Origin of the sequence: Ralstonia sp. Ralssp110 (genome assembly GCF_047325135.1) — a bacterium.
In the GTDB taxonomy this organism is placed as follows: Bacteria; Pseudomonadota; Gammaproteobacteria; order Burkholderiales; family Burkholderiaceae; genus Ralstonia; species Ralstonia mojiangensis.
The window spans coordinates 693,609-718,010 of the sequence record NZ_CP168609.1 but is presented as its reverse complement, the minus strand read 5'-3'; the positions used below and the strand labels follow the sequence as shown (position 1 = coordinate 718,010).

At 64.6% G+C, this 24,402-nt stretch carries 21 protein-coding genes; 15 read left to right on the top strand and 6 right to left on the bottom strand.

The window, feature by feature from the left end:
* Positions 1–18: 18 nt before the first annotated feature.
* From ACEN9T_RS03815 to ACEN9T_RS03790, 6 genes are all read right to left on the bottom strand, one after another.
* Positions 19–513, bottom strand: a complete 495-nt coding sequence (locus tag ACEN9T_RS03815) for an Lrp/AsnC family transcriptional regulator (RefSeq protein ID WP_039599256.1) — start codon at positions 511–513, stop codon at positions 19–21.
* Positions 514–604: 91 nt separating this feature from the next.
* Positions 605–2,005, bottom strand: coding sequence for an aspartate aminotransferase family protein (locus ACEN9T_RS03810; protein ID WP_413706479.1), 1,401 nt, complete (start codon positions 2,003–2,005; stop codon positions 605–607).
* 293 nt (positions 2,006–2,298) lie between these two features.
* A complete protein-coding gene (locus ACEN9T_RS03805; protein ID WP_092971167.1) occupies positions 2,299–3,267 on the bottom strand; it encodes a threonine/serine dehydratase in 969 nt (322 codons plus the stop codon).
* 10 nt (positions 3,268–3,277) lie between these two features.
* Entirely contained in the window at positions 3,278–3,430 is a 153-nt protein-coding gene (locus ACEN9T_RS03800; RefSeq protein WP_413706595.1) for a hypothetical protein, read from the bottom strand.
* Between the two features lie 105 nt (positions 3,431–3,535).
* Positions 3,536–4,468 carry a 2-hydroxyacid dehydrogenase gene (locus ACEN9T_RS03795; protein WP_413706478.1) on the bottom strand — a complete coding sequence of 311 codons (933 nt, stop codon included), beginning with the start codon at positions 4,466–4,468 and terminating at the stop codon, positions 3,536–3,538.
* Positions 4,469–4,496: 28 nt separating this feature from the next.
* Positions 4,497–5,384 carry a GNAT family N-acetyltransferase gene (locus tag ACEN9T_RS03790; protein ID WP_413706477.1) on the bottom strand — a complete coding sequence of 296 codons (888 nt, stop codon included), beginning with the start codon at positions 5,382–5,384 and terminating at the stop codon, positions 4,497–4,499.
* Between the two features lie 241 nt (positions 5,385–5,625).
* Here ACEN9T_RS03790 and ACEN9T_RS03785 point away from each other — a divergent pair, with 241 nt between their 5' ends.
* The 15 genes from ACEN9T_RS03785 to ACEN9T_RS03715 all read left to right on the top strand — a co-directional run bounded on the left by ACEN9T_RS03785 (position 5,626) and on the right by ACEN9T_RS03715 (position 24,383).
* Complete coding sequence (locus ACEN9T_RS03785; protein ID WP_413706476.1) at positions 5,626–7,107, top strand: aldehyde dehydrogenase family protein; 1,482 nt, start codon at positions 5,626–5,628, stop codon at positions 7,105–7,107.
* Positions 7,108–7,311: 204 nt separating this feature from the next.
* Positions 7,312–7,977: a haloacid dehalogenase type II gene (locus ACEN9T_RS03780; protein WP_092971169.1), complete on the top strand. Its 666-nt coding sequence runs from the start codon at positions 7,312–7,314 to the stop codon at positions 7,975–7,977.
* 31 nt (positions 7,978–8,008) lie between these two features.
* Positions 8,009–9,298, top strand: a complete 1,290-nt coding sequence (locus ACEN9T_RS03775; RefSeq protein ID WP_413706475.1) for an NAD(P)/FAD-dependent oxidoreductase — start codon at positions 8,009–8,011, stop codon at positions 9,296–9,298.
* 77 nt (positions 9,299–9,375) lie between these two features.
* Entirely contained in the window at positions 9,376–10,995 is a 1,620-nt protein-coding gene (locus ACEN9T_RS03770) for an ABC transporter substrate-binding protein (protein WP_092971170.1), read from the top strand.
* Between the two features lie 42 nt (positions 10,996–11,037).
* Positions 11,038–11,994: an ABC transporter permease gene (locus ACEN9T_RS03765; RefSeq protein ID WP_092971171.1), complete on the top strand. Its 957-nt coding sequence runs from the start codon at positions 11,038–11,040 to the stop codon at positions 11,992–11,994.
* A gap of 10 nt (positions 11,995–12,004) precedes the next feature.
* Complete coding sequence (locus ACEN9T_RS03760) at positions 12,005–12,928, top strand: ABC transporter permease (protein ID WP_413706474.1); 924 nt, start codon at positions 12,005–12,007, stop codon at positions 12,926–12,928.
* Positions 12,929–12,930: 2 nt separating this feature from the next.
* On the top strand, positions 12,931–14,568 hold the full coding sequence (locus tag ACEN9T_RS03755) for an ABC transporter ATP-binding protein (RefSeq protein ID WP_092971172.1): 1,638 nt from the start codon (positions 12,931–12,933) through the stop codon (positions 14,566–14,568).
* 17 nt (positions 14,569–14,585) lie between these two features.
* Positions 14,586–15,674 (top strand): tartrate dehydrogenase, encoded by a 1,089-nt coding sequence (locus ACEN9T_RS03750; RefSeq protein ID WP_413706473.1) that lies wholly within the window; start codon positions 14,586–14,588, stop codon positions 15,672–15,674.
* A 26-nt stretch (positions 15,675–15,700) separates the two neighbouring features.
* Positions 15,701–17,170, top strand: coding sequence for an NAD-dependent succinate-semialdehyde dehydrogenase (locus ACEN9T_RS03745; protein ID WP_413706472.1), 1,470 nt, complete (start codon positions 15,701–15,703; stop codon positions 17,168–17,170).
* Between the two features lie 76 nt (positions 17,171–17,246).
* Entirely contained in the window at positions 17,247–17,648 is a 402-nt protein-coding gene (locus ACEN9T_RS03740; RefSeq protein WP_413706471.1) for a winged helix-turn-helix transcriptional regulator, read from the top strand.
* Positions 17,649–17,712: 64 nt separating this feature from the next.
* Positions 17,713–18,240: a hypothetical protein gene (locus ACEN9T_RS03735; protein ID WP_413706470.1), complete on the top strand. Its 528-nt coding sequence runs from the start codon at positions 17,713–17,715 to the stop codon at positions 18,238–18,240.
* 113 nt (positions 18,241–18,353) lie between these two features.
* Positions 18,354–19,700 carry a TolC family protein gene (locus tag ACEN9T_RS03730; RefSeq protein ID WP_413706469.1) on the top strand — a complete coding sequence of 449 codons (1,347 nt, stop codon included), beginning with the start codon at positions 18,354–18,356 and terminating at the stop codon, positions 19,698–19,700.
* On the top strand, positions 19,697–20,917 hold the full coding sequence (locus ACEN9T_RS03725; protein WP_413706468.1) for an efflux RND transporter periplasmic adaptor subunit: 1,221 nt from the start codon (positions 19,697–19,699) through the stop codon (positions 20,915–20,917). The genes ACEN9T_RS03730 and ACEN9T_RS03725 overlap by 4 nt, the downstream gene beginning before the upstream one ends.
* Positions 20,914–24,063, top strand: coding sequence for an efflux RND transporter permease subunit (locus tag ACEN9T_RS03720; RefSeq protein ID WP_413706467.1), 3,150 nt, complete (start codon positions 20,914–20,916; stop codon positions 24,061–24,063). The genes ACEN9T_RS03725 and ACEN9T_RS03720 overlap by 4 nt, the downstream gene beginning before the upstream one ends.
* Positions 24,060–24,383 (top strand): P-II family nitrogen regulator, encoded by a 324-nt coding sequence (locus ACEN9T_RS03715; RefSeq protein WP_413706466.1) that lies wholly within the window; start codon positions 24,060–24,062, stop codon positions 24,381–24,383. Before ACEN9T_RS03720 ends, ACEN9T_RS03715 begins: the two co-directional genes overlap by 4 nt.
* The last annotated feature ends 19 nt before the right edge of the window (positions 24,384–24,402 follow it).

The following is a 24,402-nucleotide window of genomic DNA, read 5'->3' as shown; positions in this document are numbered from 1 at the left end:
GACTCGGTTTCGAGGGCGTCAGCGTTGGTTGGGAAAGAGCCGTTCGATCGGACAGTGCGTTTTGATGAACGGCGATTTGATGACGATGTAGCTGAAATATTTGGCAATGCCGATGTTGCGCTCCAGCAGGTCTTCAATCACTTCCTGGTAGTGATTGACGCCGCGCGTGATGAAGCGCAACAGGTAGTCGTAGCCGCCGGACAGCAGGTGGCATTCGAGCACCTCGTCCACCTCACGGATGGCCGCTTCGAAACGCACGAAGGTTTCGCGGTGGTGGTCCGACAGCGTGACCTCGGTGAAGACGGTCAGCGTATCGCCCAGCTTTTCGAGGCGGATGTGCGCGCCATAGCCAGAGATGTAACCCGCCTGCTCCAGGCGCTTGACACGGATCAGGCATGGGCTGGGCGACAAGCCCACGGCATCGGCCAGGTCCACGTTCGTCATGCGTCCGTTCTTCTGCAGTTGGGCGAGGATGCGCAGGTCTAGACGATCGATCTTGAGGGCTTCGGTCATGGCAGGGGCGAAGGCGTGGAAGATAGATCCGATTCTGCGGCAGCCAGCGTCTCTTGTGTCAGCTTGTTGCGGCGTGTTGCCACCAGTTGCATCAGGCGAGCGCGGCGCGCACGGCCGGAATGGCCAATACGTTGTCGAGCGTCTTTTTCAGGCGCGTGAAGAGCTGCGCGAACTCGTCTTCGGTGTAGGTCAGCGCGGGCGCAAAGCCCAGGATGTTGTCGCCAAACGCCCGGAACACGAGGCCGTTGTCATAGGCAGCCGAGGCAATCAGATTGGGCAGGCCAAGCGCAGCGTCAAAGCCGCGCTTGGTGGCTTTGTCGCTTACGAGTTCCAGGGCGCCCAGCAGGCCGCGGTGGCGTGAGTCGCCCACCAGGGGGTGCGCAAGCAGTCCGTCCAGCCCCGCCGCAAAACTCGCCCCACCGCGCAGGCCATTGGCGAGGATGCCGCCTTCTTCGTACAGGCGCAGCACTTCCAGCGCCACCGCGGCGCAGACTGGGTGGGCCGAATATGTGGCACCGTGGCCGATGGGCACGCCGGCGGGCGCGCCGTCGGCAATGCCAGCGTAAATCTGGTCGGAAATCAGCGTCGCCCCCATCGGTACGTAGCCCGCCGTGAGCCCTTTTGCCATCGTCATGATGTCGGGGTCGACGCCTTCGGCATCGCAGGCAAACATGGGGCCGGTGCGGCCAAAGCCGGTGATGACCTCATCGACCACGAACAGGATGTCCAGCTCGCGGGCGGCGTCGCGCATGGCTTTGAGCCAACCCTTGGGTGGCACGATCACGCCACCCGAGCCCTGGATCGGCTCGCAGAAGAAAGCCGCGACGTTGTCTGCGCCCAAGTCCGCCACCTTGGCACGCAAAGCCGCCACCGACGCCGCGATGATGCCCTGCGCATCCGCCGGGTTGGCCGCACGGTATGGGTTGGGCGAGGGGATGTAGTGCTGCGTCGGCAGCGGCAAGTCGAAATCGCGATGGAACGCCGGCAGTGCCGTCAGCCCCGCGCCCGTGGACGAAGAGCCGTGGTACCCGCGCTCCAGCGAAATGAAATGCTTCTTCGTCGGCTTGCCGACAGCATTGAAGTACTGGACGATAAAACGCACCGCCGCGTCGACCGCCTCAGAGCCGCCGAGCGTGAGATAGACGTGATTGAGCGAGCGCGGCGTGATCTGCACGAGCTTGTCGGCCAGGCGGATGGCGGGCTCGCTGCTGAAATGGAAGTAGCCCGTGGCGTAGGGCAGGCGGCGCATCTGCTCGGCGGCAGCCTGTACCACGCTCTCCTGGCCATAGCCGACGTTGACGCACCAGAGGCCCGCAAAGGCATCGAGCAGTTCGTTGCCGTGCGCATCGGTCAGCCATGAACCGTGTCCGGATGTCAGCACGATCGGCCCGCGTTGCTCGTGGGTACGCCAGGATGCGACCGGGTGGATCAGGTGTGCGCGGTCGATGGCGTCAAGCGAGGCAAGCTGCGGCAGATCGGTGAGCTGGGTCATGGCAGAGTCCGTACGGGCAGTGAAGGCAATCAATGGACTCAAGAGTAGGCCGAGCACTCGCAGCCTTGGTGCTGCTTTGCAGGCAGGAAACGCAGTGTGCTGCTGTTGTTTGGGCAGCCGCAGCACATCGTGCCGAGCGTGGCTTGGAGCCTTATTTCGGCAGCCACGAACGCGATCTTGGTCTTCTCGGTGATTGAAATATCCGGGCGCTCGCTAAAAAAGAAGAGCTCGCAGACATTGCTGCCTGCGAGCCACGGCTCCCCGAGTCGGATGTGGAGCATCCTGCCTAGAAATCATGCCGGCCGGTATATATCGGCAAGGTCGGATAGATCCCAGTTTCCGCCACTCAATACAGCACACACTTTTTCATTCGCCCGGACTTTGACGGCGCCGGCCAACAAGGCTCCCACACCGATTGAGGCAGCCGGTTCGGCAATCAGTTTTGCGTCTTTGGCAAGAACACGCATGCCGGCAATGATGTGCTCGTCTTCCACCAGGACGATCTCGTCCACATATCTTTCAATAATGGGATACGGGTTTTCGCCTGGAACGCTGATCCTCAAACCATCGGCAACGGTATTTGCCAAAGGAAGCGATGTGCGTTGTTTGTTGAGCCTGCTGTGATGGTACTTGGGGGTCAAGGCAGGCTCAGCGCCCACGACACGGACCCACGGCTTCGTTTCCTTGATGGCGGTCGCGATTCCGGAAACAAGGCCGCCGCCGCCCATCGGGATGATCACAGTTTCCACGTCTTCCAGATCCTCCAGTATTTCGCAGCCGATCGTTCCCTGCCCCGCCATTACAAGAGGATCTTCAAATGCGTGGACTACCGCGTACTTCATTTCCTGGGCAATCTCATGCACTTTCTTCCACCTGGCAGCGGTGTCGCCATCGAAGAGGATGACCTCTGCGCCGAGGGCCTTCGTATTCTCGATCTTGATTTTTGGTGTGGTAACGGGAAGGACCAGAAATGCCTTCACGCCCAGCATTCTTGCGGCATAGGCGAGCCCTTGCGCATGATTGCCAGAAGATGTCGCGATGATGCCGTTGGTAATCTCTTCCCTTGACAGGGAAAAGGCCTTATTCAAGGCGCCTCGAATCTTGAACGCCCCAGTAATTTGGAGCATTTCAGGTTTGAGATAAAGCTCGCAGCCGACGGCCTTCTCAATCTTTTCCGCACGCAGTAAGGGCGTATGCCTGATGTGAGGTCTCAGCCGCTCTCGAGCTTCCAGAATGTCCTGAAGAGTAGGGTAGTTGCGCACGTGAAATGCCCTAGCCGATGAATTCAAAGAAAGTGCCGACGCTGCGTGCTATTGCGTTCTGATAGATCTTCGTCGAAGTCGTATTGTCTTGAATGGCCATGCCAGTGGAGTCGAAGATCGCTATTTCGTCATCGCGCTCCCTTCCTGGCTTCTTGCCGAGCAGGATTTCGCCGATCTCTGCGTGGATGCGGTCTTTGGTCGTGATGTGTTGGCTGCTGTTGTGAGGGCACCGCTAGACATCGTGCCGCGCATGCTCTCCCGCCTCATTTCAATAGCCGCGCGAGCGATCCACCAGCCCAACCATGGGCTCGCCCGCAGCGAAGCGGTGAAGGTTGTCGATCACAACCGCTGCCGCAGAAAGCGGCTGCGTCATGCTGGCAATGTGCGGCGTGATGTGGATGCGCGGGTGATGCCACAACGCATGGCCGGCGGGCAGCGGCTCGGGGTCGGTCACGTCCAGCATGGCTTCGCTGAGCTGCCCGCTGTCCAGTGCCGCTATCAGGTCGTCGTTCACAAGCTGGGGGCCACGGCCGACATGCACCAGCGCGGCGCCTCGCGGCAGTTGCGCAAACAACGCTGCATTGAGCACGCCGCGTGTGGCATCGGTCAACGGCATCAGGCAGATGAGGATGTCGGTGCGTGCCAGGAACGCCGCCAGTTCCTCCTGCCCGGCAAAGCACTGCACGCCGTCGATTGCGTGGCGCGATCGGCTCCAGCCTGCGCAATCGAAGCCGAACCCTTGCAACTGGGTCAGCGCGGCCTGCCCCAGCGAACCGAGCCCCAGCACACCGATGCGGCGTTCATTGGCGGGCCGCACCGGCAGCGGCCGCCATTGTTCAGCCTGTTGCTGACGGCGGTACGCGGGAATATCGCGGTGCAGGCTCAGCACGGCATGCGTGACGTACTCCACCATGCCGCGCACGATGCCGGGCTCCACCATGCGCACCACGGGCAGCGTGGGGGGGAGCGCCGCAAAGTTGAATTGATCGACCCCGGCACCCAAGGAGAACAGCACCTCCAGGTGGGGGAAGTGCGTAGCGATATCGGCCGGCGGCTCCCACGCCGCAAGAAAACGCACCCGCAGCGGATCACCAACGTCGGGCCAGATGCGAAAGTCGATGTCCGGTGCGCGCTGGCGGAATACCTCCGCCCATTGCCGGCCGCGAACAGGGTCGGACTTGTAGAGGAACGTGGTGGTCACGATGAGCGGTCGGCGCAATGTTCGAGGCTTAACCCATGGCCTGGGTCACGATGGCAAACAGCGCGGGCGCGCCGGGTGGTGTGGTCAGCGGCTCGCCGCGCACCATGGTAGTGGGCGCATCCACGCGCAGCAGGCCGATGCTTTCCAGCCATTCGGCCAGGCCGCTGTCGAAATCGATGTCGATGCGTGTGAAATGGCCGGCATTGACACCCGCCAGATGCGCGATCAGCGCTTTGCCGCTTTCGGCATCCGGGGCGATCACCGGGCCGATGACATGGCCGCGACCGAATCGGCGCAGCATGGCGAAGCCGCGCGCCTCGCCGTCGTCGTCCAGCACGACGCAGGCATCTGCGCTGGCGAGCAGATCGTCGATCAATGCATCGCGCGGCATGCCCCGCGCCTGGGCGTCGAGCCGGCGCAAATCCTCAGATTCATTGAGCCCGGCGGGGCGCAGGCGCCAGCCGGCGGGCAGGGCGATCAACGGCGTGGGTTGCGCAATGCCCTGGTGCTGGCGGATCTCGCCGGTGCGCACGAAGCCCAGTCGTTCATACAAGCCACGCCCTTCGGCGGTGGCATGTAGCAGCACGGTGTGGTTGTCCAGGCCATCGAGCAGCGCGCTCATCAGCCGATGGCCGATGCGCCGGCCCTGGCATGCGGGCGTCACGATGACCAGCCCGATGCTGGCGTGCCGCGGCCCCCAGCGCCAACGTTGCGCAGTGGCGATGATCTCGCCGTCGCGCTCGGCGACGATGCCTTCGGCATGCACAAAACTCTGCGCCCAGTCGGCCGGGCGGTGCGGCCAGCGCTGCTCTTCCGACAGGGCATGTGCCTGGGGCAGATCGTCGGCAGTCATGGGGCGCAGCACCACACCGTCGTCGGCGGGAAGATTCTGGGCAGGTACGGACGAGGAAGACATGGGAGGTTCCTTCCGGCGAAGGATGAAGGTGGCACCGGCACTTATCTTGGACGACATCGCAGCGCGGAGCCAGAGCGAATTCGGGTTTGCCCGCAATTTGCAAGCATCGTCTGTCGAGGGTGTCGGTTTCGCAATTCGATGCGGTAGCGCCCGCGGTTACGAACACAAATGCCGAGCCTTCCTGCCTAGCATCAATGACCTCATCTCGATATGGGTGCCGGGCTCCGGCGCCCCCAAATTCGTGGCCACTTTCGACCCTCAGACCATCCGTGTGCCCGCTGGCCATTTCATCGGCGGCAGGCTCGTCACAGATACAGGTCGCATCACCGTGCGGCGCCCCTCCGATAACGCAGTGCATGCAGAACTGCCGCTGGCTGACGCATCCACCGTGGATGCTGCCGTGCAAGACGCCTGGCGCGCCTGGCGCACGACGGACTGGGCGCGCCGCGCCCCACGCGATCGGGCGCGTGTGCTGCGCCGCTGGGCCGATCTGATCGACGCCGACGTGGCGCACATGGCGCCGCTTGAAGCGGTGTGCTCCACCCGCCCGCTGCGCGATGCGGCGGCGTGGGACGTGCCATTCACCGCCGAAGGACTGCGTTTCTTTGCCGAATACGCCGACAAGCTCGGCGGCGACGTGGCGGCCACCCGGCACGACAACCTGGGGATGGTGGTGGCCGAACCCTATGGCGTGGTCGGCGCAATCACACCGTGGAATTTCCCGCTGGTGATGGTCTCGTGGAAGGTCGGTGCGGCGCTGGCAGCCGGCAACGCTGTCGTGCTCAAACCATCCGAGCTGACGCCGTATTCCGCCATCCGACTTGCAGAACTGGCCATCGAAGCCGGCGTGCCGCCGGGCCTGTTCAACGTGGTGCAGGGCGATGGCCGCACCACCGGCGACGCACTCACGCGCCACCCGCTGATCTCCAAGATGACCTTTACCGGCTCAACGCGCACGGGCTCCGCCATCATGGCGACCTGTGCGTCGCATGGTCCGAAGCCCGTCACGCTGGAGTTGGGCGGCAAGAGCCCTCAACTCGTGTTTGACGACGCGCCCGATATCGACCGGCTGGCAGGCATTGTCGCGGGCGCCATCACCGGCAACGCTGGGCAAGTGTGCGTGGCTGGCTCGCGCCTGATCGTGCAGCGGCACATTGCCCAGGCATTGATCGAGCGCATTACCACACGCTTTGCCGCGCTGCGGCCTGGCGCCACCTGGGATGACACGGCCACGCTGCCGCCGATCATCTCGCAAGCCCAGGCGGGGCGCATTCTCGACATCGTGGAGCGTGCGCGCGATGCCGGCGCGCAAGTGCGCTGCGGCGGCGGCCTGTTTGGCGACGGGCCTGGCGGGGCGTATTTCCAGCCCACGCTGCTCGAAGGCGTGCGCGCCGACAGCCCGGCCGTGCAGGAAGAAATCTTCGGCCCCGTGCTGACAGTGCAGACCTTCGACGATGAAGAGGAAGGTCTGGCACTCGCGGCGCACGAACACTACGGCCTGGCCGCCGGGGTACACACCGCAGACATCGGACGCGCGCTGCGAGCCATGCGTGGCATCGCGGCGGGCACGGTCTGGATCAACCGCTATGGGCGCAGCGCAGATTTCGTGATCCCCACGGGCGGCTATCACCAATCGGGTATCGGCAAGGATCTGGGCCGGCAAGCCGTGGAGGCCAACCTGCGCTTCAAAAGTGTGCTGATCGATTTTGCTGCGACGCACTAGCGTGCCTCGGCGGTGCGTGCGGCACGCCGGCGGTGCAGACCGCATGGCATGCCGCGAGTGCCATCGGAAACAGCAGCTTTCTCACGTGAGACGGCGCATTTCCCTACAACCGTTGCGAGTCTGCGTGCTTCAATGATTTCGTCATAACCGTGCTGCAAAGACTGCATAGATGCAGCGACCTTCAGGACCTTAGGACTTCAGACCATGACTTTCCGCCCCAAGTACATCACCTTTGACTGCTATGGCACGCTCACGCGGTTTCGCATGGGCGAGATGACGCGCGAGCTGTTTGCCGATCGCATTCCGGCCGAGCAGATGGAGCAGTTTATTGCCGACTTCACTGCTTACCGCTTCGATGAGGTGCTGGGCGCCTGGCAACCGTACGAGGTGGTACTGAAGAACGCCGTGCGCCGCCTGTGCAAGAAATGGAAGATCCAGTACTTCGACACCGACGGTCAGGCCTATTACGATGCCGTGCCGACTTGGGACCCGCATGCTGACGTGCCGGCAGGTCTTGCCAAGGTCGCCAAGGAAATCCCGCTGGTGATCCTGTCCAACGCAGACGACGCGCAGATCCAGAAGAACGTGGCGATGCTCGGTGCGCCGTTCCACCGCGTGTACACCGCGCAGCAGGCCCAGGCCTACAAGCCGCGCCTGAAGGCCTTTGAATACATGTTCGATTCTTTGGGCTGCAACCCGGAAGACGTGCTGCACGTGTCGTCCAGCCTGCGCTACGACCTGATGTCGGCCGATGACCTCGGCATCGTCAACAAGGTGTTCGTCAACCGCGGCCACGGCCCGGGCAATCCGGCGTACCGTTACACCGAGATTCAGGACATCAGCGGTCTACCCGGTGTTGTCGGCCTTTAAGCAGAGTCTCTATCGCCCCCACATGACCTCCATGAAACTCGACTCCTACTGGAACGACTCGGTGCCGCCGCTGGTGCTGCAGGCACACGATCTGCCGGCGCAGGCGGACGTGGTCATCGTTGGCGGAGGGTTCACGGGGTTGTCGGCGGCGCTGGCGTGGGCCCGGCGCGGCGCCAGCGTGGTCGTGCTGGAAGCGGGCGAGATGGTGGCGCCGGAGGCGTCGGGGCGCAACGGCGGCCACGTGAACAACGGCTTGGCTGTGGATTATGCGGACTTGGCCGCCAAGGTGGGCGTAGACCGCGCCCGCGCCTGGTATCACGCCTACGACGCCGCAGTCGATACGGTTGAGCGCATTGTGCGCGACGAGGGCATTGCCTGCGATTTTCAACGCAACGGCAAATTGAAACTCGCCACCAGGCCGCATCAGATGGAGGCGCTGCAGCGTAGTGCCGATCGCCTGATCGCAGACGGTGTGGATGCGGACGTGGAGGTTCTCGATGCCGCCCGCGTGCGAGACGAAGTGCAAAGCGAGCGCTTTCATGGCGGCCTGCTCTACAAGCGCAGCGGACAGATGCACATGGGCCGCTTTGCGCAAGGCCTGGCCATTGCGGCACAACGCCAGGGTGCACAAGTCCATACGCGCACCTGTGTGCAGCGTATCGAGCGCGTGCAGGGCCAGGTGCATCGCCTCCACACCACGCGCGGCACGGTCGAAGCCAAGCAGGTGTTGCTCGCGACCGGCGCGTCGCGCCATGGCGGTTATGGCACGTTCGGCTGGTTGCGCCGGCGCATCGTCCCGATTGGCAGCTTTATCGTCACCACCGAGCCGTTGGGTGCTGAGCGTGCGCACGCGTTGCTGGCAGCGCGCCGCACGTATGTGACGGTGGCGAATATTCACCACTACTTCCGGCTCACGCCGGATCACCGGCTGGTCTTCGGCGGTCGCGCGCGCTTTGCAGTGTCGAGCCCGCAGCAGGATGCGGTGAGCGGGGAGATCCTGCGCGCCGGCCTGACGGAGACCTTCCCACAGTTGCGCGACGTGCGTCTCGATTACTGCTGGGGCGGCCTCGTCGACATGACACAAGATCGCCTTCCGCACGCTGGCGAGCACGAAGGCCTGTTCTATTCCATGGGCTACAGCGGCCACGGCACGCAGATGTCCGTACACATGGGCGAGCGCATGGCCGCGGTCATGGCGGGCGACGCTGCTGCCAACCCGTGGCGCGACCGCGCGTGGGGCGCCATTCCCGGTCACTTTGGCCCGCCGTGGTTTTTGCCCGCGGTCGGCATGTACTACCAGCTCAAGGACCGATTCGCCTGAGCGGTGCCGCAAGCGCAGTCTTCCGCAGTATCCAACGATCGCAACGCTATCCATTCAGATCCATCAGGAGCCCCACCATGAGCGACAGCCATAACGAGTTCGAGAACCTTGTCGGTCCCGCCGAAAGCCTGCGCGTGATGGAGTCGCTCAAGCGCGGTGCCTCGCGACGCGACGTGTTGAAGATGCTGATGGCGGGTGGCATGCAGGCCACGCTGGCCGGCAGTTTGGCGGGCACAGCCGTCAGCGCGTATGCACAGACGCCGCGCCGCGGTGGGCGCATCCGCGTGGCGGCGGCCACGGCGGCAGCTACCGACACGCTTGACCCGGCCAAGCAGTCGAACCAGAACGACTACGTGCGCTGCAACATGGTCTACAACGGCCTGTTTGTTCTGGACGGTAGCCTGACGCCGCGCCCCGCGCTGGCCGAGTCGTACCACACGGCCGATGCCAAGACCTGGGTGCTGACCCTGCGCAAGGGCGTGACCTTCCACGATGGCAAGGCGCTGGCCCCTGCGGACGTGGTGTATTCCGTCATGCGCCACAAAGATCCGGCCACCGCCTCCAAGGCCAAGGTGCTGGCCGACCAGATCGAGAGCGTCAAAGCCACCGGCCCGAACGAAGTCACGGTGGTGCTGACTGCCCCGAACGCCGATTTGCCGGTGATCCTGGGCACTTTCCACTTCCATATCGTCAAGGACGGCACGACCGATTTCAACGCCGGCATCGGCACCGGACCGTACAAGCTCAAAGAGTTCAAGCCTGGTGTGCGTACGGTCGTCGTGCGCAACGAGGGGTACTGGAAACCGGGCAAGCCGTATCTGGACGAGATCGAGTTCGTCGGCATCGGCGACGAAAGCGCGCGCGTCAATGCGCTGCTGTCGGGCGGGATGGACCTGGTGGCCTCCGTCAACCCGCGCGCCGTGGCGCGTGTGAAGAGCACGCCCGGCTACGCGATCTTCACCACGCAATCCGGGCAGTATTCCGATCTGATCATGCGTCGCGACACGGGCCCGGGTGCGAATCCCGATTTCGTGATGGCGATGAAGTACCTGTTCGACCGCGAACAGATGAAGAAGACCATCGCGCTGGACCACGCGGTGCTGGGCAACGACCAGCCCATCGACCCGACCAACCGTTTCTATTTCAAGGAACTGCCGCAGCGCGCGTTCGACATTGACAAGGCGAAGTTCCACCTGCAGAAGTCGGGCGTGACCGGAAAGATTCCGGTGGTGGCATCGCCGGCGGCCATGTATTCCGTGGAGATTGCGCTGGTGCTGCAACAGACGGGCCAGCGTATCGGTCTGGACCTCGACATCAAGCGCATGCCAGCCGACGGTTACTGGTCCAACCATTGGCTCAACAGTCCGGTCGGCTTCGGCAACGTCAACCCGCGCCCGAGTGCCGACACCATCCTCACGCAGTTCTTCAAGTCCGATGCAGCGTGGAATGAGTCGCGCTGGAAGAACCCGAAGTTCGACCAGTTGCTCACCGCCGCCCGCGCCGAGACTGACGTTTCCAAGCGCAAGCAGATGTATGCCGACATGCAGACGATGATCCACGGAGAGGCCGGCATCGGCATTCCGCTGTTCCTGGCCAGCATCGACGGGCACACGACCAAGCTCAAGGGCCTGGCGCCGATCCCCCTGGGTGGCCTGATGGGCTATTCGTTTGCCGAAAACGTCTGGCTTGAAGCCTGACGGCGTGCCGGCGTTCTTGCACAAGGTGATGAAGGTGCTGCCATGAATCGAGTCATCCTCAAGCTGCTGATGCGGCGTGTCCTGCTGGCGCTGCTGTCGTTGCTGGCGGTGTCGGTCATCGTGTTCTCGATCACCGCCGTGCTGCCGGGCGACGCCGCACAAGAGCAGCTGGGGCAGGACGCCACGCCCGAAGCCCTGACTGCACTGCGCGCGCAGATGGGCCTGAACGTGCCGGCACCGCAGCGCTATGTGCACTGGCTCGCCGGCATTGCGCGCGGCGACCTCGGGCAGTCCACTACCACGCAGATGCCGGTGGCCGAACTCGTGGCAAGCCGCCTGCCCAACTCGCTGCTGCTGGCCGCGGTGACGGCACTGTTCTCGGTGCCGATCGCGCTCAGCCTTGGCATTGCCTCGGCGGTGTGGCGCGGCTCGTGGTTCGACAGGCTGGCCTCCACTGCTTCTGTGGCTGTGGTGTCGGTGCCGGAGTTTCTGGTGGCAACGCTCGCGGTGCTGGTGTTTGCTGTCAAGCTGCGCTGGCTGCCCGCGCTGTCGTACGTCAACGACATCGAGTCGCTCGGCCAGATGCTCCAGGCCTTTGCCATGCCAGTGCTCAGCCTGTGCTGCGTGATCGTCGCGCAGATGATGCGGATGAGCCGCGCCGCGGTCATCGACCAGCTCGAAGCCCCGTACATCGAGATGGTCCGCCTGAAAGGCGCTTCGCCGATGCGCGTGGTGCTCGCGCATGCGTTGCCCAATGCGGTGGGGCCGATCGCCAATGCGGTGGCGCTGTCGCTGTCGTACCTGCTGGGCGGTGTGATCATCATCGAGACGATCTTCAACTACCCCGGCATCGCCAAGCTGATGGTCGACGGCGTGTCGCAGCGCGATATGCCCCTGGTGCAGGCCTGCGCCATGATCTTCTGCGCGGGCTATCTGCTGCTCGTGACCACTGCCGATGTGTTGGGCATTGTCGCCAACCCGCGTCTGCGCCATCGCTAATGCTGACCCTATGAACAAGAGCCTGACGATGGAACCCACGCCAACTTCCCCAACGTTGCCCGCCGGCACGCCTCCTGCGCCGCCCGCGCCGCGCCACGTCATACGACGCCTGCTGGACGGCTTCGGCGTCGCGGGCCTCATCGGGCTGGCCGTGCTGGTGTTCTGGTTGCTGGCGGCCGTGGTCGGGCCGGCATTGCTGCCCGCGCATCTGATCACCAGCGGGGACGGCAACGGCGACGTGTTTGGGCCCATGAGCGCGGCCCACTGGTTCGGCACCGACTACCTCGGCCGTGACATGTTCGTCCGCGTGGTGGAAGGTGCCCGCTACACGGTGGGCGTTGCGCTTGTGGCGACCGTGCTGGCCAGCGGCACGGGCACGGTGCTCGCGCTGTTTGCCGCCGCCATGGGCGGCGCGGTTGATGCCACTGTGAGCCGCGTGCTCGATACGCTGACCGCCATCCCCAGCAAGATGTTTGCGCTGCTCATGGTGGCCGGTTTCGGTTCTTCGGTGACGATGCTGGTGACGACAGCTGCGATCATTTACGTGCCGGGTGCGTATCGCATTGCGCGCTCGCTGGCGGTCAACATCAACGCGCTGGACTACGTGACCGTGGCGCGCACGCGCGGCGAGGGCACGCTGTACATCATGCTGCGCGAGATTCTGCCGAACATCCTCGGGCCCATGCTGGCCGATCTGGGGCTGCGCTTTGTGTACGTCGTACTGCTGTTGGCCAGCCTGAGCTTCCTCGGCCTCGGTATTCAGCCACCATCGGCCGACTGGGGCTCGCTCGTGCGCGAGAACATCGGCGCGCTTCCGGATGCGGGCGCTTCGGTCATCGTGCCGGCGCTGGCCATTGCAAGCCTGACCATCGCCGTCAACATCGTCATCGACAACCTGCCGGGCCGGGAGGCCCGCCAACGCGGAGGGCGTTGAACATGGGCGCGTCCGTCGTCGTGGAAGGCCTGCGCATCACCGCAGGTGATCAGACCCTCGTAGATAACCTCAGCTTTGCCATTCAGCCTGGCGAAGTGCTTGCCTTGATCGGCGAGTCGGGCTCCGGCAAGACCACCACCGCGCTGGCGCTGATGGGCTATGCGCGCCGGGGTTGTGAGATTGCATCGGGCAGCGTGCGCATTGGAGACATTGACGTGCTGCACCTGTCAGCCGCTGAACAACGTGCGTTGCGCGGGCGCACCGTCGCCTATATCGCGCAGAGTGCAGCGGCCTCGTTCAACCCGTCGCGCACCATTCTCGACCAGGTGGTGGAACCGGCACGCATTCACGGCACGATGTCCCGTGCGCAAGCCGAGGCCAAGGCCGTGGAGTTGTTCCGTGAGTTGGCATTGCCTGATCCCGAGACCATTGGCGAGCGCTATCCGCATCAGGTGTCAGGCGGGCAGTTGCAGCGGCTCATGGCCGCCATGGCGCTCATCATCGATCCGGATCTGGTAATTCTGGATGAGCCGACTACCGCGCTGGACGTAACCACGCAGATCGAAGTGCTGCGAGCGTTCCGCCGCGTGGTGCGCGAGCGCCGTGCTACCGCCGTTTATGTGAGCCATGACCTGGCCGTGGTGGCACAGATGGCCGACCACATCCTGGTGCTGCGTGACGGCCAGATGCAGGAGATCAACCCGACCGCGCGCATTCTCTCCACGCCCGATCACGACTACACCAAGAGCTTGCTGGCGGCGGCGCGTCCCAAGGCGCGCCCGGCAGAGCACTGCATGGGCGAAGGCGAATTGCTGCTCGACGTGGACGGCCTCAGCGCCGGCTATGGCCCGCTCGATGCGAAGGGCCAACCCGCCACGCGGATCCTCGACGACATCAGTTTCAAGCTCTATCGCGGGCAGGCCATCGGCGTGATCGGTGAATCGGGCTCGGGCAAGACCACGCTGGCGCGTGCCATTGCTGGGTTGATTGCGCCGTGCGAGGGCAGCATGACGTTCCACGGGAAGGCGCTCGAACCCTTGCTGGCAAAGCGCTCACACGACGCGTTGCGACGCATCCAGATCGTCTTCCAGATGGCCGACACAGCGCTCAACCCGTCACACACCATCGAGCGCATTCTGGCGCGGCCGCTGCAGTTCTATAAGGGGTTGAAGGGCGAGGCGTTGCAACGGCGGATTCGCGAGTTGCTGGATCTCGTCCGCTTGCCGCACAGCGTGGCCCAACGGCTGCCGGGCGGACTCTCGGGCGGTCAGAAGCAGCGCGTGAACCTTGCGCGTGCCCTCGCAGCCGAGCCGGATCTGATCCTCTGCGACGAGGTAACGTCCGCGCTCGACACCGTGGTCGGTGCGGCGGTGCTCAACCTCATGGCCGACCTGCGGCGCGACCTGGGCGTGTCGTATCTCTTCATCAGCCACGATCTGCACACGGTACGCGCGGTGTGCGATGAGATCGTCGTCATGCAGCACGGCCGCAAGCTCACGCAGGTGGCGCGTGCCGATTTCGATCGTGGCCCGCACCATCCGTACTACGTGCAACTTGCCAACTCGGTGCCCGAATTGCGCCAGGGCTGGCTGGATGAGCGGGACCGCACGACGGTTCAGTCCGTGGCGGTCTCCGTCTAACAAAAGAAAGGAACGACATGATTCCCGCATTCCGCATCGCGATCATCCCCGGAGACGGCATCGGCAAGGAGGTCATGCCCGAAGGCCTGCGCGTCATCCAGGCGGCGGCAGAGCGCTTCGGCTTCGAACTGGAGTGCCACGCCATCGAATGGGCAAGTTGTGATTACTACCAGCAGCACGGTCAGATGATGCCCGACGATTGGAAGGCGCAGCTCAAGGGCATGGACGCGATTTTCTTCGGCGCGGTCGGCTGGCCGGCCACGGTGCCCGATCACGTCTCGCTGTGGGGCTCGCTGCTCAAGTTCCGCCGCGAGTTTGATCAATACATCAACCTGCGCCCGGTGCGTTTGTTCGAAGGCGTGCCGTGCCCGCTGGCCAACCGCAAGCCCGGCGACATCGATTACTACGTCGTGCGCGAGAACACCGAGGGCGAATACACGTCGCTCGGCGGCATCATGTACGAAGGCACCGACCGCGAGATCGTCATCCAGGAATCGGTTTACTCGCGCAAGGGTGCAGAGCGGCTGCTCAAGTTTGCCTTTGACCTTGCACAAAGCCGCCCGCGCAAGCACGTGACGCTCGCCACCAAGAGCAACGGCATCGCCATCAGCATGCCGTGGTGGGACAAGCGTGCAGATGAAGTCGCGCAGCAATATCCCGACGTCACGCTCGACAAGCAGCACATCGACATCCTGACCGCGCGCTTCGTGCTGCAGCCGGGTCGCTTCGATGTGGTGGCCGCCACCAACCTGTTCGGCGACATCCTGTCCGATCTTGGCCCCGCGACGACGGGCACGATTGGCCTGGCGCCTTCCGCCAACCTGAACCCCGATCGCACGTTCCCATCGCTGTTCGAGCCGGTGCACGGCTCGGCGCCGGACATCTACGGCAAGAACATCGCCAACCCGATTGCGATGATCTGGTCGGGTGCGCTGATGCTCGATTTTCTGACGCAGGGGCAGGGTGCCGGACGCGCCGCGCACGACGCCATTGTCGCGGCCATCGAGACCGTGTTGAAGGAAGGCCCCCGCACTCCAGACCTGGGCGGCACGGCCAACACCACGCAAGTGGGCGAGGCAATTGCCTCTTTGGTTGCTGCTGCCTGATCGCCGACATTCCATCTATCTGAACCATGTCTCTCACACTGACCCGCACCGACCTGATCCGCAATGCCAACTACATCGCCGGCGAATGGACCGCAGCAGCCGGGCCGCTGCTGGATGTGACCGATCCCGCCACCGGCAACGTCATCGCCCGCGTGCCAGATTCGGGAGCAACCGAGGCGCGTGCTGCATTGGATGCAGCGCATGCTGCTTTTCCGGCCTGGCGCAAAGTACCCGCCAAACAGCGCGCGCAGATCATCAAGCGATGGAACGATCTGGTGCTCGCGCATCAGTATGATCTCGGCAAGCTGATCTCGCTGGAGCAGGGCAAGCCGCTTGCCGAAAGCAAGGGCGAAGTGGCCTACGCCGCGAGCTACATCGAATGGTTTGGCGAAGAAGCCACGCGCATGAATGGCGAGATCATTCCTGCGCCGGTGCCGGGCCGGCGCATGTTTGCGCTCAAGGAGCCGGTGGGCGTGGTGGCGGCCATCACGCCGTGGAATTTCCCGGCGGCGATGATCGCGCGCAAGATCGCCCCGGCGCTCGCGGTGGGTTGCACCGTCGTCTGTAAGCCCGCCGAAGACACGCCGCTGACATCGCTCGCCCTCGTGCGTCTGGCACAGGAAGCCGGCGTTCCGCCGGGCGTGCTCAATATCGTGACCGCCTCGCGCGAGCGGACGCCTGAGGTGGTAGACGTTTGGCTGGACGATGCCCGCGTGCGCAAGATCACGTTCACGGGTTCCACGCCGGTCGGCAAGCATCTGGCGCGCCGCAGTGCTGACACGCTCAAGAAGCTGTCGCTGGAACTCGGTGGCAATGCGCCCTTTATCGTGTTCGAAGATGCTGACATCGATGCCGCTGTCGAAGGCTTCATGGCGGCCAAGTTCCGCAACGGCGGGCAGACCTGCGTGTCCCCCAACCGCGTGTTCGTGCACGACGCCGTGCACGATACGTTTGCCGCCAAGTTGGCCGCACGCGTTGCAGCGCTCAGCGTCGGGCCGGCCACAGACCCGACTTCGCAAATCGGCCCGATGATCAACGCGCGCGCGGTCGACAAGATTGACCGACACATGCAGGACGCCATCGCCAAGGGCGCCAAGGTGTTGACCGGCGGTGCGCGCCTGACCCAGCTCGGCGCCAACTACTACGCACCCACGGTGCTGATCGACGCCGATGCCACCATGGCTTGCGCCTGCGAAGAAACCTTCGGCCCCGTCGCGCCGCTCACGCGGTTCACCACCGAAGATGAGGTGATTGCCGCTGCCAACGACACGCCGTTTGGGCTGGCCGCCTACTTCTACAGCCAGGACGTCCGCCGCATTTGGCGCGTGGCTGAAGCGCTGCAGACCGGCATCGTCGGCATCAACGAAGGCGCGCTGGCCGCGGAGGCCGCACCGTTTGGCGGCGTGAAGGAATCCGGCTACGGCCGGGAAGGCTCCGTTCACGGGCTGGACGATTACCTTCACACCAAGTACGTCTGCCAGGGCCAGCTCGACTGAGCTGAGCGGGGCGCGTTGCAGGCCACCACGATTGGCGGTACGTTCACGCGTATCCCAATCGCGCTCCGGAGGCCCCATGGCCGACAACATGGCCCCATCCTCATCTTCAACGCCGGAAAGTCCCGCTGAAGGCACCGTGAACGCCTGCCCGTCCACACGCGCACTCGAACTGGTTGCCGGCAAATGGGCGCTGCGCATTTTTCCGGCGCTGGAAAACGGCCCCGTGCGCAACAACGAACTCCTGCGCCGCGTGGGCGACGGCGTCTCGCAAAAAATGCTCACGCAGACGCTGCGCGAGCTGGAAGCCAACGGCCTCATCCTGCGCACCATCTACGACAACGTCCCCCCGCACGTCGAATATCGTCTCAGCCCGCTCGGGGAATCGCTCAACCGCACGCTCGTCGGCCTGGACGACTGGGTGCGCGTGCATTGGCCTGAAATGGAACGGATTCGCAAAAGTCAGGTCGATTCCGATTGACATTCTGGCGATCTGCCCGACGTTGTGTGCAGATGCAGCATTTTTCCGATAGTATTCGGGGCCCATGTTTGTGACGAATCTTTCCTCCGCCTTGCCGACGTTGTCTCGCGCCACCGCGCGGGGCGTGCTGTCGCGTGCGCGCGGCGTGCGGTGGATCGTCACGATCTGGTGCCTGTTGTTCACGGTTTCGGTGTTCTCGGCCACGCATTTTCCCGATGGCCAGGCTGCCGACGACGCGCTGGAAGCCATCGAAGCCGTGGTCGACGACATGCCCGGTGATGCTCCGCCGGTTGCCAAGCCGAGCAAGGGTTTCGAGCGCGCCATCAAGGTCGCGCTCGGCAAGGCGGTCAAGCAGCCCGGCCAGTGTTTCAGCGTCGAACATTGGGTTGCGCACGCGCCCGATGCGCCCGACGCGCCCACGACCAGCGCCGCCGCCCCCGATCACCCCAGCGACGCGCCGGAACTCTGGCTACCGCCGCCTCCCATGGCGCTGACGCCCGGCCTGCGTGTCGCGCGTGTCCGTGTTTCGCTTCCTCCGTTCCAGGCTGGCCCCACGCCGGCCCCCATGCTGCGCCCGCCCGCACGCGCCTGATCTCCGGCGTTCGCCGGAAACCATCCCCTTGAGTTGCTAGTGCTGCGCCAACCGGCCCGTTGACCGGCTGGGCGTTCGCGCTTGCCTGTTCTTCTTTTTCAGGATGATTTCGGATGTTGTCCAATCAGGATGCGGCCAACCCGCGCCCCGCAGCAGGCGCGCGCGCGTCGCGGCGTGCTGTTCTTTCCGCTGTGCTGGCCGCGATGGCCGTCCACGCCAATGCAGCGCCCCCGACTCCGTCGCCACGTGGTGCCCAGACCGCCACCGCCCGTGCCGACGAGGCGCTCCCGCAGCCGCGCTACACCTTGCAGCAGTTGCTGGAACTGGCCCGCGCCAACCACCCGGCACTCGCCGCTTCACAGGCGCAGGTGCAGGCTGCGCAAGCGGGCATCGCCACCGCACGCGCCTGGCCCAACCCCGAGGTGGAAGCCATGGCCGGCCGCCAGCGTGCCCGCATGCCGGGTGCGGCGGAAGGCCGCACCAATAGCGTGTCGATCACGCAAAAGCTCGATTTGCCGTGGCAGCGCGCCGCCCGTACGCAAGCCGCCGATGCCGCGTACGAAGCGTCGCAGGCCACTGCCCGATCGCAGGCACGCGACGTGGAAGCCGATCTCAAGCTGCGCTTTTACGACGTGGTGCGCCGCGAGGCCGAGCAGCGCAACGCGCGCGAAGACGTGACGCTGGTCGAGCAGATCCGCCGTGGCGTGGCCGTGCGGGTGGAAACCGGCGAGGCCCCGCGCTACGAACTCATCCGTGGCGACGCGGAGTTGCTCAACGCGCAGCGCAACGAGCAGGCCGCCGCACTGCGCGTGCAGCAGGCGCTGGCCGAACTGCGCCGCGCCGTGGGTGCCGATCTGCCGCTGACGTTCGATGTCGATGCCGGAGCGGAGACGCCTTCTGTCGCGCATTTGCCGCCCTTGGCCGATCTGGTCAGCACGGTCCTCGCCACGCATCCGGAGTTGGAAGCCGACCGCGCCGCCGTGCGCGAGGCCGAAGCGCGTCTCGCACACGAGCGCAGCCAGCGTTGGCCGTCGCTGGCGCTGCGCGGGTCGGTCGACCGCCAACCCGATCTGCAGGACAGCCGCGTGGGCCTGGTGATGTCGATTCCGCTGTTCGACCGCCGCGATGGTCCCGTCGGTGAAGCCGTCGCTGCCTGCGAACGTGCCCGCGCCCTGTTGCGCGACCGCGAACTGCGCACGCGCCAGGCGGTGGAATCCGCCTATCGCCAATACGAGATTGCGGAGTCGCAAGTCAGCGCGCTCGAATCCGGTGTCATCAAACAAGCCGAATCGGCGCTGCGCGTGGCCGAAGCCGCATACCGCCACGGCGAGCGCGGGATTCTCGATTACCTCGATGCCCAGCGCGTCTTCCGCCAGGCACGCAATGACCTGATTGCCGCACGCGCAGACCTGCGCACCGCTGCCGTTGAACTCGACCGCCTGCGCCCGGAGGCCCAATGAACCGGCCCAGCCATCGCGTTGCCTCCCGAACTCACGAATCCAGCCAGACCATGACCGCACCTTCTTCTTTCTCTTCTTCGATCCGGCTGGCCGGCGTTGCCCTGGCGGCGATGCTGTTGCTGGGCGCATGCGGCAAAGATGCCGCTAACGATGCCAAGGCCGCGCAACAGGCCGTCGACCCAAACCTCGTCGTTGCCCAGCCCACGCTGGTGCAGCGTCTGAAAGTGGCGCCGGTGGGCAAACAGCCGATTGCCGAGCGCTTGCGGGTGCCGGGGCAGATTGCGTTTGACGAACAGCGCGTTGCCCGCATCGGCGCCACCGTCACGGGTCGTGTGACGGAGCTGGTTGCCACGCCGGGCCAGAGCGTCAAGGCAGGCGACATCCTGGCGCAACTGCACAGCACCGAGCTGGGCGCCGCGCAGCTCGCCTATCAGAAGGCCGCCGCGCAGCGAGACTTGGAGGCACGTGCGCTGGAACGCGCCAAGCTGCTCCTGGCCGCCGACGTGATCGGCTCGGCCGAACTCCAGAAGCGCCAGAGCGAACTGGCAATGGCGGACGCCGAAGTGCGCGCAGCCGTCGACCAATTGCGCGTGATGGGTGTGTCGCCGGGGACGCTGGCGAAGATGCGCACGGGCGGCATGTCGTCGATCTCGCCCGTGGTGGCCAGCATCAGCGGCACGGTGGTGGAGCGCAAGGTGACGCGCGGCCAAGTGGTGCAGCCGGCCGACGAGCTGTTCACCGTGGCCGATCTGTCGCGCGTGTGGGTGGTGGGTGAAGTGCCCGAGAACGCCGCTGCCGGCGTGCGGGCAGGCCAGGCCGTCGAGATCGACACCGGCGCGGGCGAGCGCATTGTCGGCAAGCTGATCTGGGTGTCGGACATTGTTGACCCGCAAACGCGTACGGTCACGGTGCGTACTGAAGTCGACAACGCAGAGCGCGCGCTCAAACCGTCGATGCTGGCCACGCTGATCATCCAGTCGCGCCCGGAAGAACGCGTGGTGGTGCCGACCTCCGCCGTGGTGCGCGAAGACAACCGCGACTACGTGTTCGTGCGCACCAGCGATACGAACTACCAGCTCACGCCGGTCAAGCTGGGCGATGAGTCGAACGGCGTGCGTCCGGTCTTTTCCGGCGTGCAGGCCGGCCAGCCCATCGTCGTTGAAGGGGGCTTCCATCTGAACAACGAGCGCAAGCGCGCCGAGATGGAGGGCGCATGATCGACGCATTGATTCGCGGCGCGCTCAAGCAGCGGCTCGTGGTGGCGGTGATCGCTGCCGTGCTGCTGTTCTTCGGGTTGGACGCCGCACGCAAGCTGTCGCTTGACGCGTTTCCGGACGTGACCAATGTGCAGGTGCAGATCGCCACGGAAGCGCCGGGGCGCTCGCCAGAGGAGGTCGAGCGCTTTGTGACTGTGCCGGTGGAAATGGCGATGACGGGTCTGCCGGCGCTGACAGAGATGCGCTCGCTCAACAAGCCGGGCCTGTCGCTCATCACGCTCGTTTTTACCGATGAGACCGACGTGTACTTCGCGCGCCAGCTTGTGATGGAGCGGCTGATCGAGGTGCAGTCGCGCATGCCCGCAGGCGTGACGCCGGTACTCGGCCCCGTATCGACGGGCCTGGGCGAGGTGTATCAGTACACGCTCGACAAACCGGATGACGGCGACAAGGAGCTTTCGGTGGAGGAACTCACCCAGCGCCGTATCGCACAGGACTGGGTGGTGCGGCCGCTGCTGCGTTCGATTCCGGGCGTGGCCGAGATCAACTCGCAGGGCGGTTACGAGAAGCAGTATCAGGTGCTCGTCAACCCGGAGCGCCTGCGCCACCACAACGTGACGGTCAAGCAGGTGTTCGAGGCGCTGGCCGCCAACAACGCCAACTCGGGTGGCGGTGTGCTGCCGCACTTCGCGGAGCAATACCTGATCCGCGGTGTGGGCCTCGTGCGTGACACCAACGATATCGGCGCGATCGTGCTCAAGGAGGTTAACGGCACGCCGCTGACGATCCGCGATGTGGCCGAGGTGAAGATCGGTACGGCGGTGCGCGCGGGGGCGGTGGTCAAGAACGGAGTGACGGAATCCGTCGGCGGCGTCGTGATGATGATGCGCGGGGGCAACGCCAAGGAAGTCGTCGCCCGCATCCAGGAGCGCGTCAAGGCCATCAACAACGACGGCATGCTGCCTGACGGCCTGAAGATCGTGCCGTACTACGAGCGTTCCGATCTGGTGGATTCGGCCTTGCAGACCGTCATCAAGGTGCTGGCCGAAGGCGTGGTGCTGGTGGTGATCGTGCTGCTGCTGTTCCTCGGCGACATACGTTCATCGCTCATCGTGGTCGGCACGCTGATCCTCACGCCGTTGCTGACCTTTATGGCGATGAACAAGCTCGGCATCTCGGCCAATTTGATGTCACTCGGCGGGTTGGCGATCGCCATCGGCTTGATGGTCGATGGCTCCGTGGTGGTGGTGGAAAACGCGTTTGCGCACCTGGCCAAGCCGCGCGACCCGAACGAGAGCCGCGCGCGCATCATCCTGCATGCCGTGACGGAAGTGGCGACGCCCGTGATCTTTGGCGTGGGCATCATCATCCTGGTGTTCCTGCCGCTGATGACGCTGGAGGGCATGGAAGGCAAGATGTTTGCGCCGCTGGCCTTCACGATTGCCATTGCGCTGTTCTTCTCGCTGGTGCTGTCGCTGACGCTGACGCCGGTGCTGTCGTCGTATCTGCTCAAGCCCAAGGTGCACAAGCACATGGAGGGTGAGCACAGCGATGACCCACACGCCGAGCACGATGCACACGATACGTGGCTGATTCGGAAGATGAAGAAGCCGTATCTGCGCTTGCTGGAGCTGAGCCTGAACAACGGGCGGAAGACCGTCATCGTGGCTGTGGCGGTGTTTCTCGCCACCGGTGCGCTGATGCCCTTCCTGGGCACGGCGTTCATTCCGGAGATGAAGGAAGGCTCGGTGGTGCCCGGCATCAATCGCGCGCCGAACATCTCGCTGGAAGAGTCGATCCGCATGGAGATGGAAGCCATGCGCCTGGTGATGCAGGTGCCGGGTGTGAAGTCGGCGGTTTCGGGTGTGGGCCGTGGTGAATCGCCGGCCGATCCGCAGGGCCAGAATGAATCGACGCCGATCGTGTCATTGAAACCTCGCGACGAGTGGCCCAGGGGCTGGAACCAGGACGACATTGCCGAGGCGATGCGCAAGGCGCTGCAGGTGCTGCCCGGCGTGCAGATCGTCATGGCGCAGCCGATCTCCGACCGCGTGGACGAGATGGTGACCGGCGTGCGTTCGGACGTGGCCATCAAGGTGTTTGGCGACGACCTGAACACGCTGCGCGAAAAGGCCGAGGCGATCGCCAAGGTGGCACAGGGCATCCAGGGCGCGCAGGACATGCGCGTGGAGCGGATCACCGGTCAGCAGTATCTGCAGATCGCGATCGACCGCCAGGCCATTGCGCGTCATGGCCTGAATGCGGCGGACGTGCACAACGTGATCGAAACCGCCATCGGCGGCAAGGAAGCCACGGAAATCTTCGAAGGCGAGCGCCGCTTCAGCGCGGTGGTGCGTCTGCCGGACGCATATCGCGGCAGCGTGGAGGCCATCCGCAACCTGATCGTGGCCGCACCCAACGGGGCACAAGTGCCGTTGGAAAGCATCGCCCGCATCGATGTGACCGACGGCCCCGCGCAGATCAGCCGCGAGCTGGGCAAGCGCCGGGTGGTGGTTGGCGTGAATGTGCGTGACCGCGATCTGGGCGGCTTCGTGGCCGAGTTGCAGGCCGCCGTGGCGCAGAAGGTCAAGCTGCCCGAGGGCTATTACCTGGAGTGGGGCGGCCAGTTCCAGAACATGGAACGCGCCATGGGCCACCTGAAGGTGATCGTGCCGATTACGGTGGCCGCCATCTTCTTCCTGCTGTTCTTGTTGTTCAACTCGGTGCGCTACGCCACGCTGATCATCCTGGTGCTGCCGTTTGCCTCGGTGGGCGGAATCATCGGGCTGTTCGTCACGGGTGAATACCTGTCCGTTCCGGCATCGGTCGGCTTCGTGGCGCTATGGGGCATCGCGGTGCTCAACGGCGTGGTGCTGGTCAGCACGATCCGCAGCTTGCGCGAGCAGGGCATGTCGGTGGAGGAATCCGTGCGGCTGGGCTCGCGCATGCGCTTCCGCCCTGTGATGATGACGGCCACGGTGGCCATGCTGGGTTTGATCCCGTTCCTGTTTGCCACAGGGCCGGGCTCGGAAGTGCAACGGCCGCTGGCCATCGTGGTGATCGGCGGTCTGCTGACTTGCACGCTGCTTACGCTGGTGATGCTGCCCACGCTGTACAAATGGTTTGATGAGGAGTCGAAGGCATGAAGGAAATCCGCATCGTAGTGCGCCCGCAACTGCTGGAACGCATGCATGAAGCGCTGCGCAGTTGCCCGGGCTTTCCGGGCATGACGGTGGGCGAGGTGAGCGCCTATCCTCCGGCGGCTTCCCAGGCCGGCGCGCATTCCATCAAGGAAGACCTGACGGAGTTCGTGCCGCGCGTGCGCATCGAGATCATCGTTTCCGATGCGCTGGCCAGCGTGCTGTTTGAGAGTGCCGTCAAGGTGCTGGAGCATGGCCAGACCGGCGAAAGCGCTATCTGGATGACTGACGTAATTCAGGCCACCTTCCTGCATCGGACCGGTTGAGGATCGTCTGACGCGCGCA

Coding starts and splice junctions, on each gene's coding strand:
- ACEN9T_RS03815 (WP_039599256.1), bottom strand. CDS start 513: ATGACCGAAGCCCTCAAGATCGATCGTCTAGACCTGCGCATCCTCGCC.
- ACEN9T_RS03810 (WP_413706479.1), bottom strand. CDS start 2,005: ATGACCCAGCTCACCGATCTGCCGCAGCTTGCCTCGCTTGACGCCATC.
- ACEN9T_RS03790 (WP_413706477.1), bottom strand. CDS start 5,384: ATGTCTTCCTCGTCCGTACCTGCCCAGAATCTTCCCGCCGACGACGGT.
- ACEN9T_RS03780 (WP_092971169.1), top strand. CDS start 7,312: ATGACTTTCCGCCCCAAGTACATCACCTTTGACTGCTATGGCACGCTC.
- ACEN9T_RS03775 (WP_413706475.1), top strand. CDS start 8,009: ATGAAACTCGACTCCTACTGGAACGACTCGGTGCCGCCGCTGGTGCTG.
- ACEN9T_RS03770 (WP_092971170.1), top strand. CDS start 9,376: ATGAGCGACAGCCATAACGAGTTCGAGAACCTTGTCGGTCCCGCCGAA.
- ACEN9T_RS03765 (WP_092971171.1), top strand. CDS start 11,038: ATGAATCGAGTCATCCTCAAGCTGCTGATGCGGCGTGTCCTGCTGGCG.
- ACEN9T_RS03760 (WP_413706474.1), top strand. CDS start 12,005: ATGAACAAGAGCCTGACGATGGAACCCACGCCAACTTCCCCAACGTTG.
- ACEN9T_RS03755 (WP_092971172.1), top strand. CDS start 12,931: ATGGGCGCGTCCGTCGTCGTGGAAGGCCTGCGCATCACCGCAGGTGAT.
- ACEN9T_RS03750 (WP_413706473.1), top strand. CDS start 14,586: ATGATTCCCGCATTCCGCATCGCGATCATCCCCGGAGACGGCATCGGC.
- ACEN9T_RS03745 (WP_413706472.1), top strand. CDS start 15,701: ATGTCTCTCACACTGACCCGCACCGACCTGATCCGCAATGCCAACTAC.
- ACEN9T_RS03740 (WP_413706471.1), top strand. CDS start 17,247: ATGGCCGACAACATGGCCCCATCCTCATCTTCAACGCCGGAAAGTCCC.
- ACEN9T_RS03735 (WP_413706470.1), top strand. CDS start 17,713: ATGTTTGTGACGAATCTTTCCTCCGCCTTGCCGACGTTGTCTCGCGCC.
- ACEN9T_RS03730 (WP_413706469.1), top strand. CDS start 18,354: ATGTTGTCCAATCAGGATGCGGCCAACCCGCGCCCCGCAGCAGGCGCG.
- ACEN9T_RS03725 (WP_413706468.1), top strand. CDS start 19,697: ATGAACCGGCCCAGCCATCGCGTTGCCTCCCGAACTCACGAATCCAGC.
- ACEN9T_RS03720 (WP_413706467.1), top strand. CDS start 20,914: ATGATCGACGCATTGATTCGCGGCGCGCTCAAGCAGCGGCTCGTGGTG.
- ACEN9T_RS03715 (WP_413706466.1), top strand. CDS start 24,060: ATGAAGGAAATCCGCATCGTAGTGCGCCCGCAACTGCTGGAACGCATG.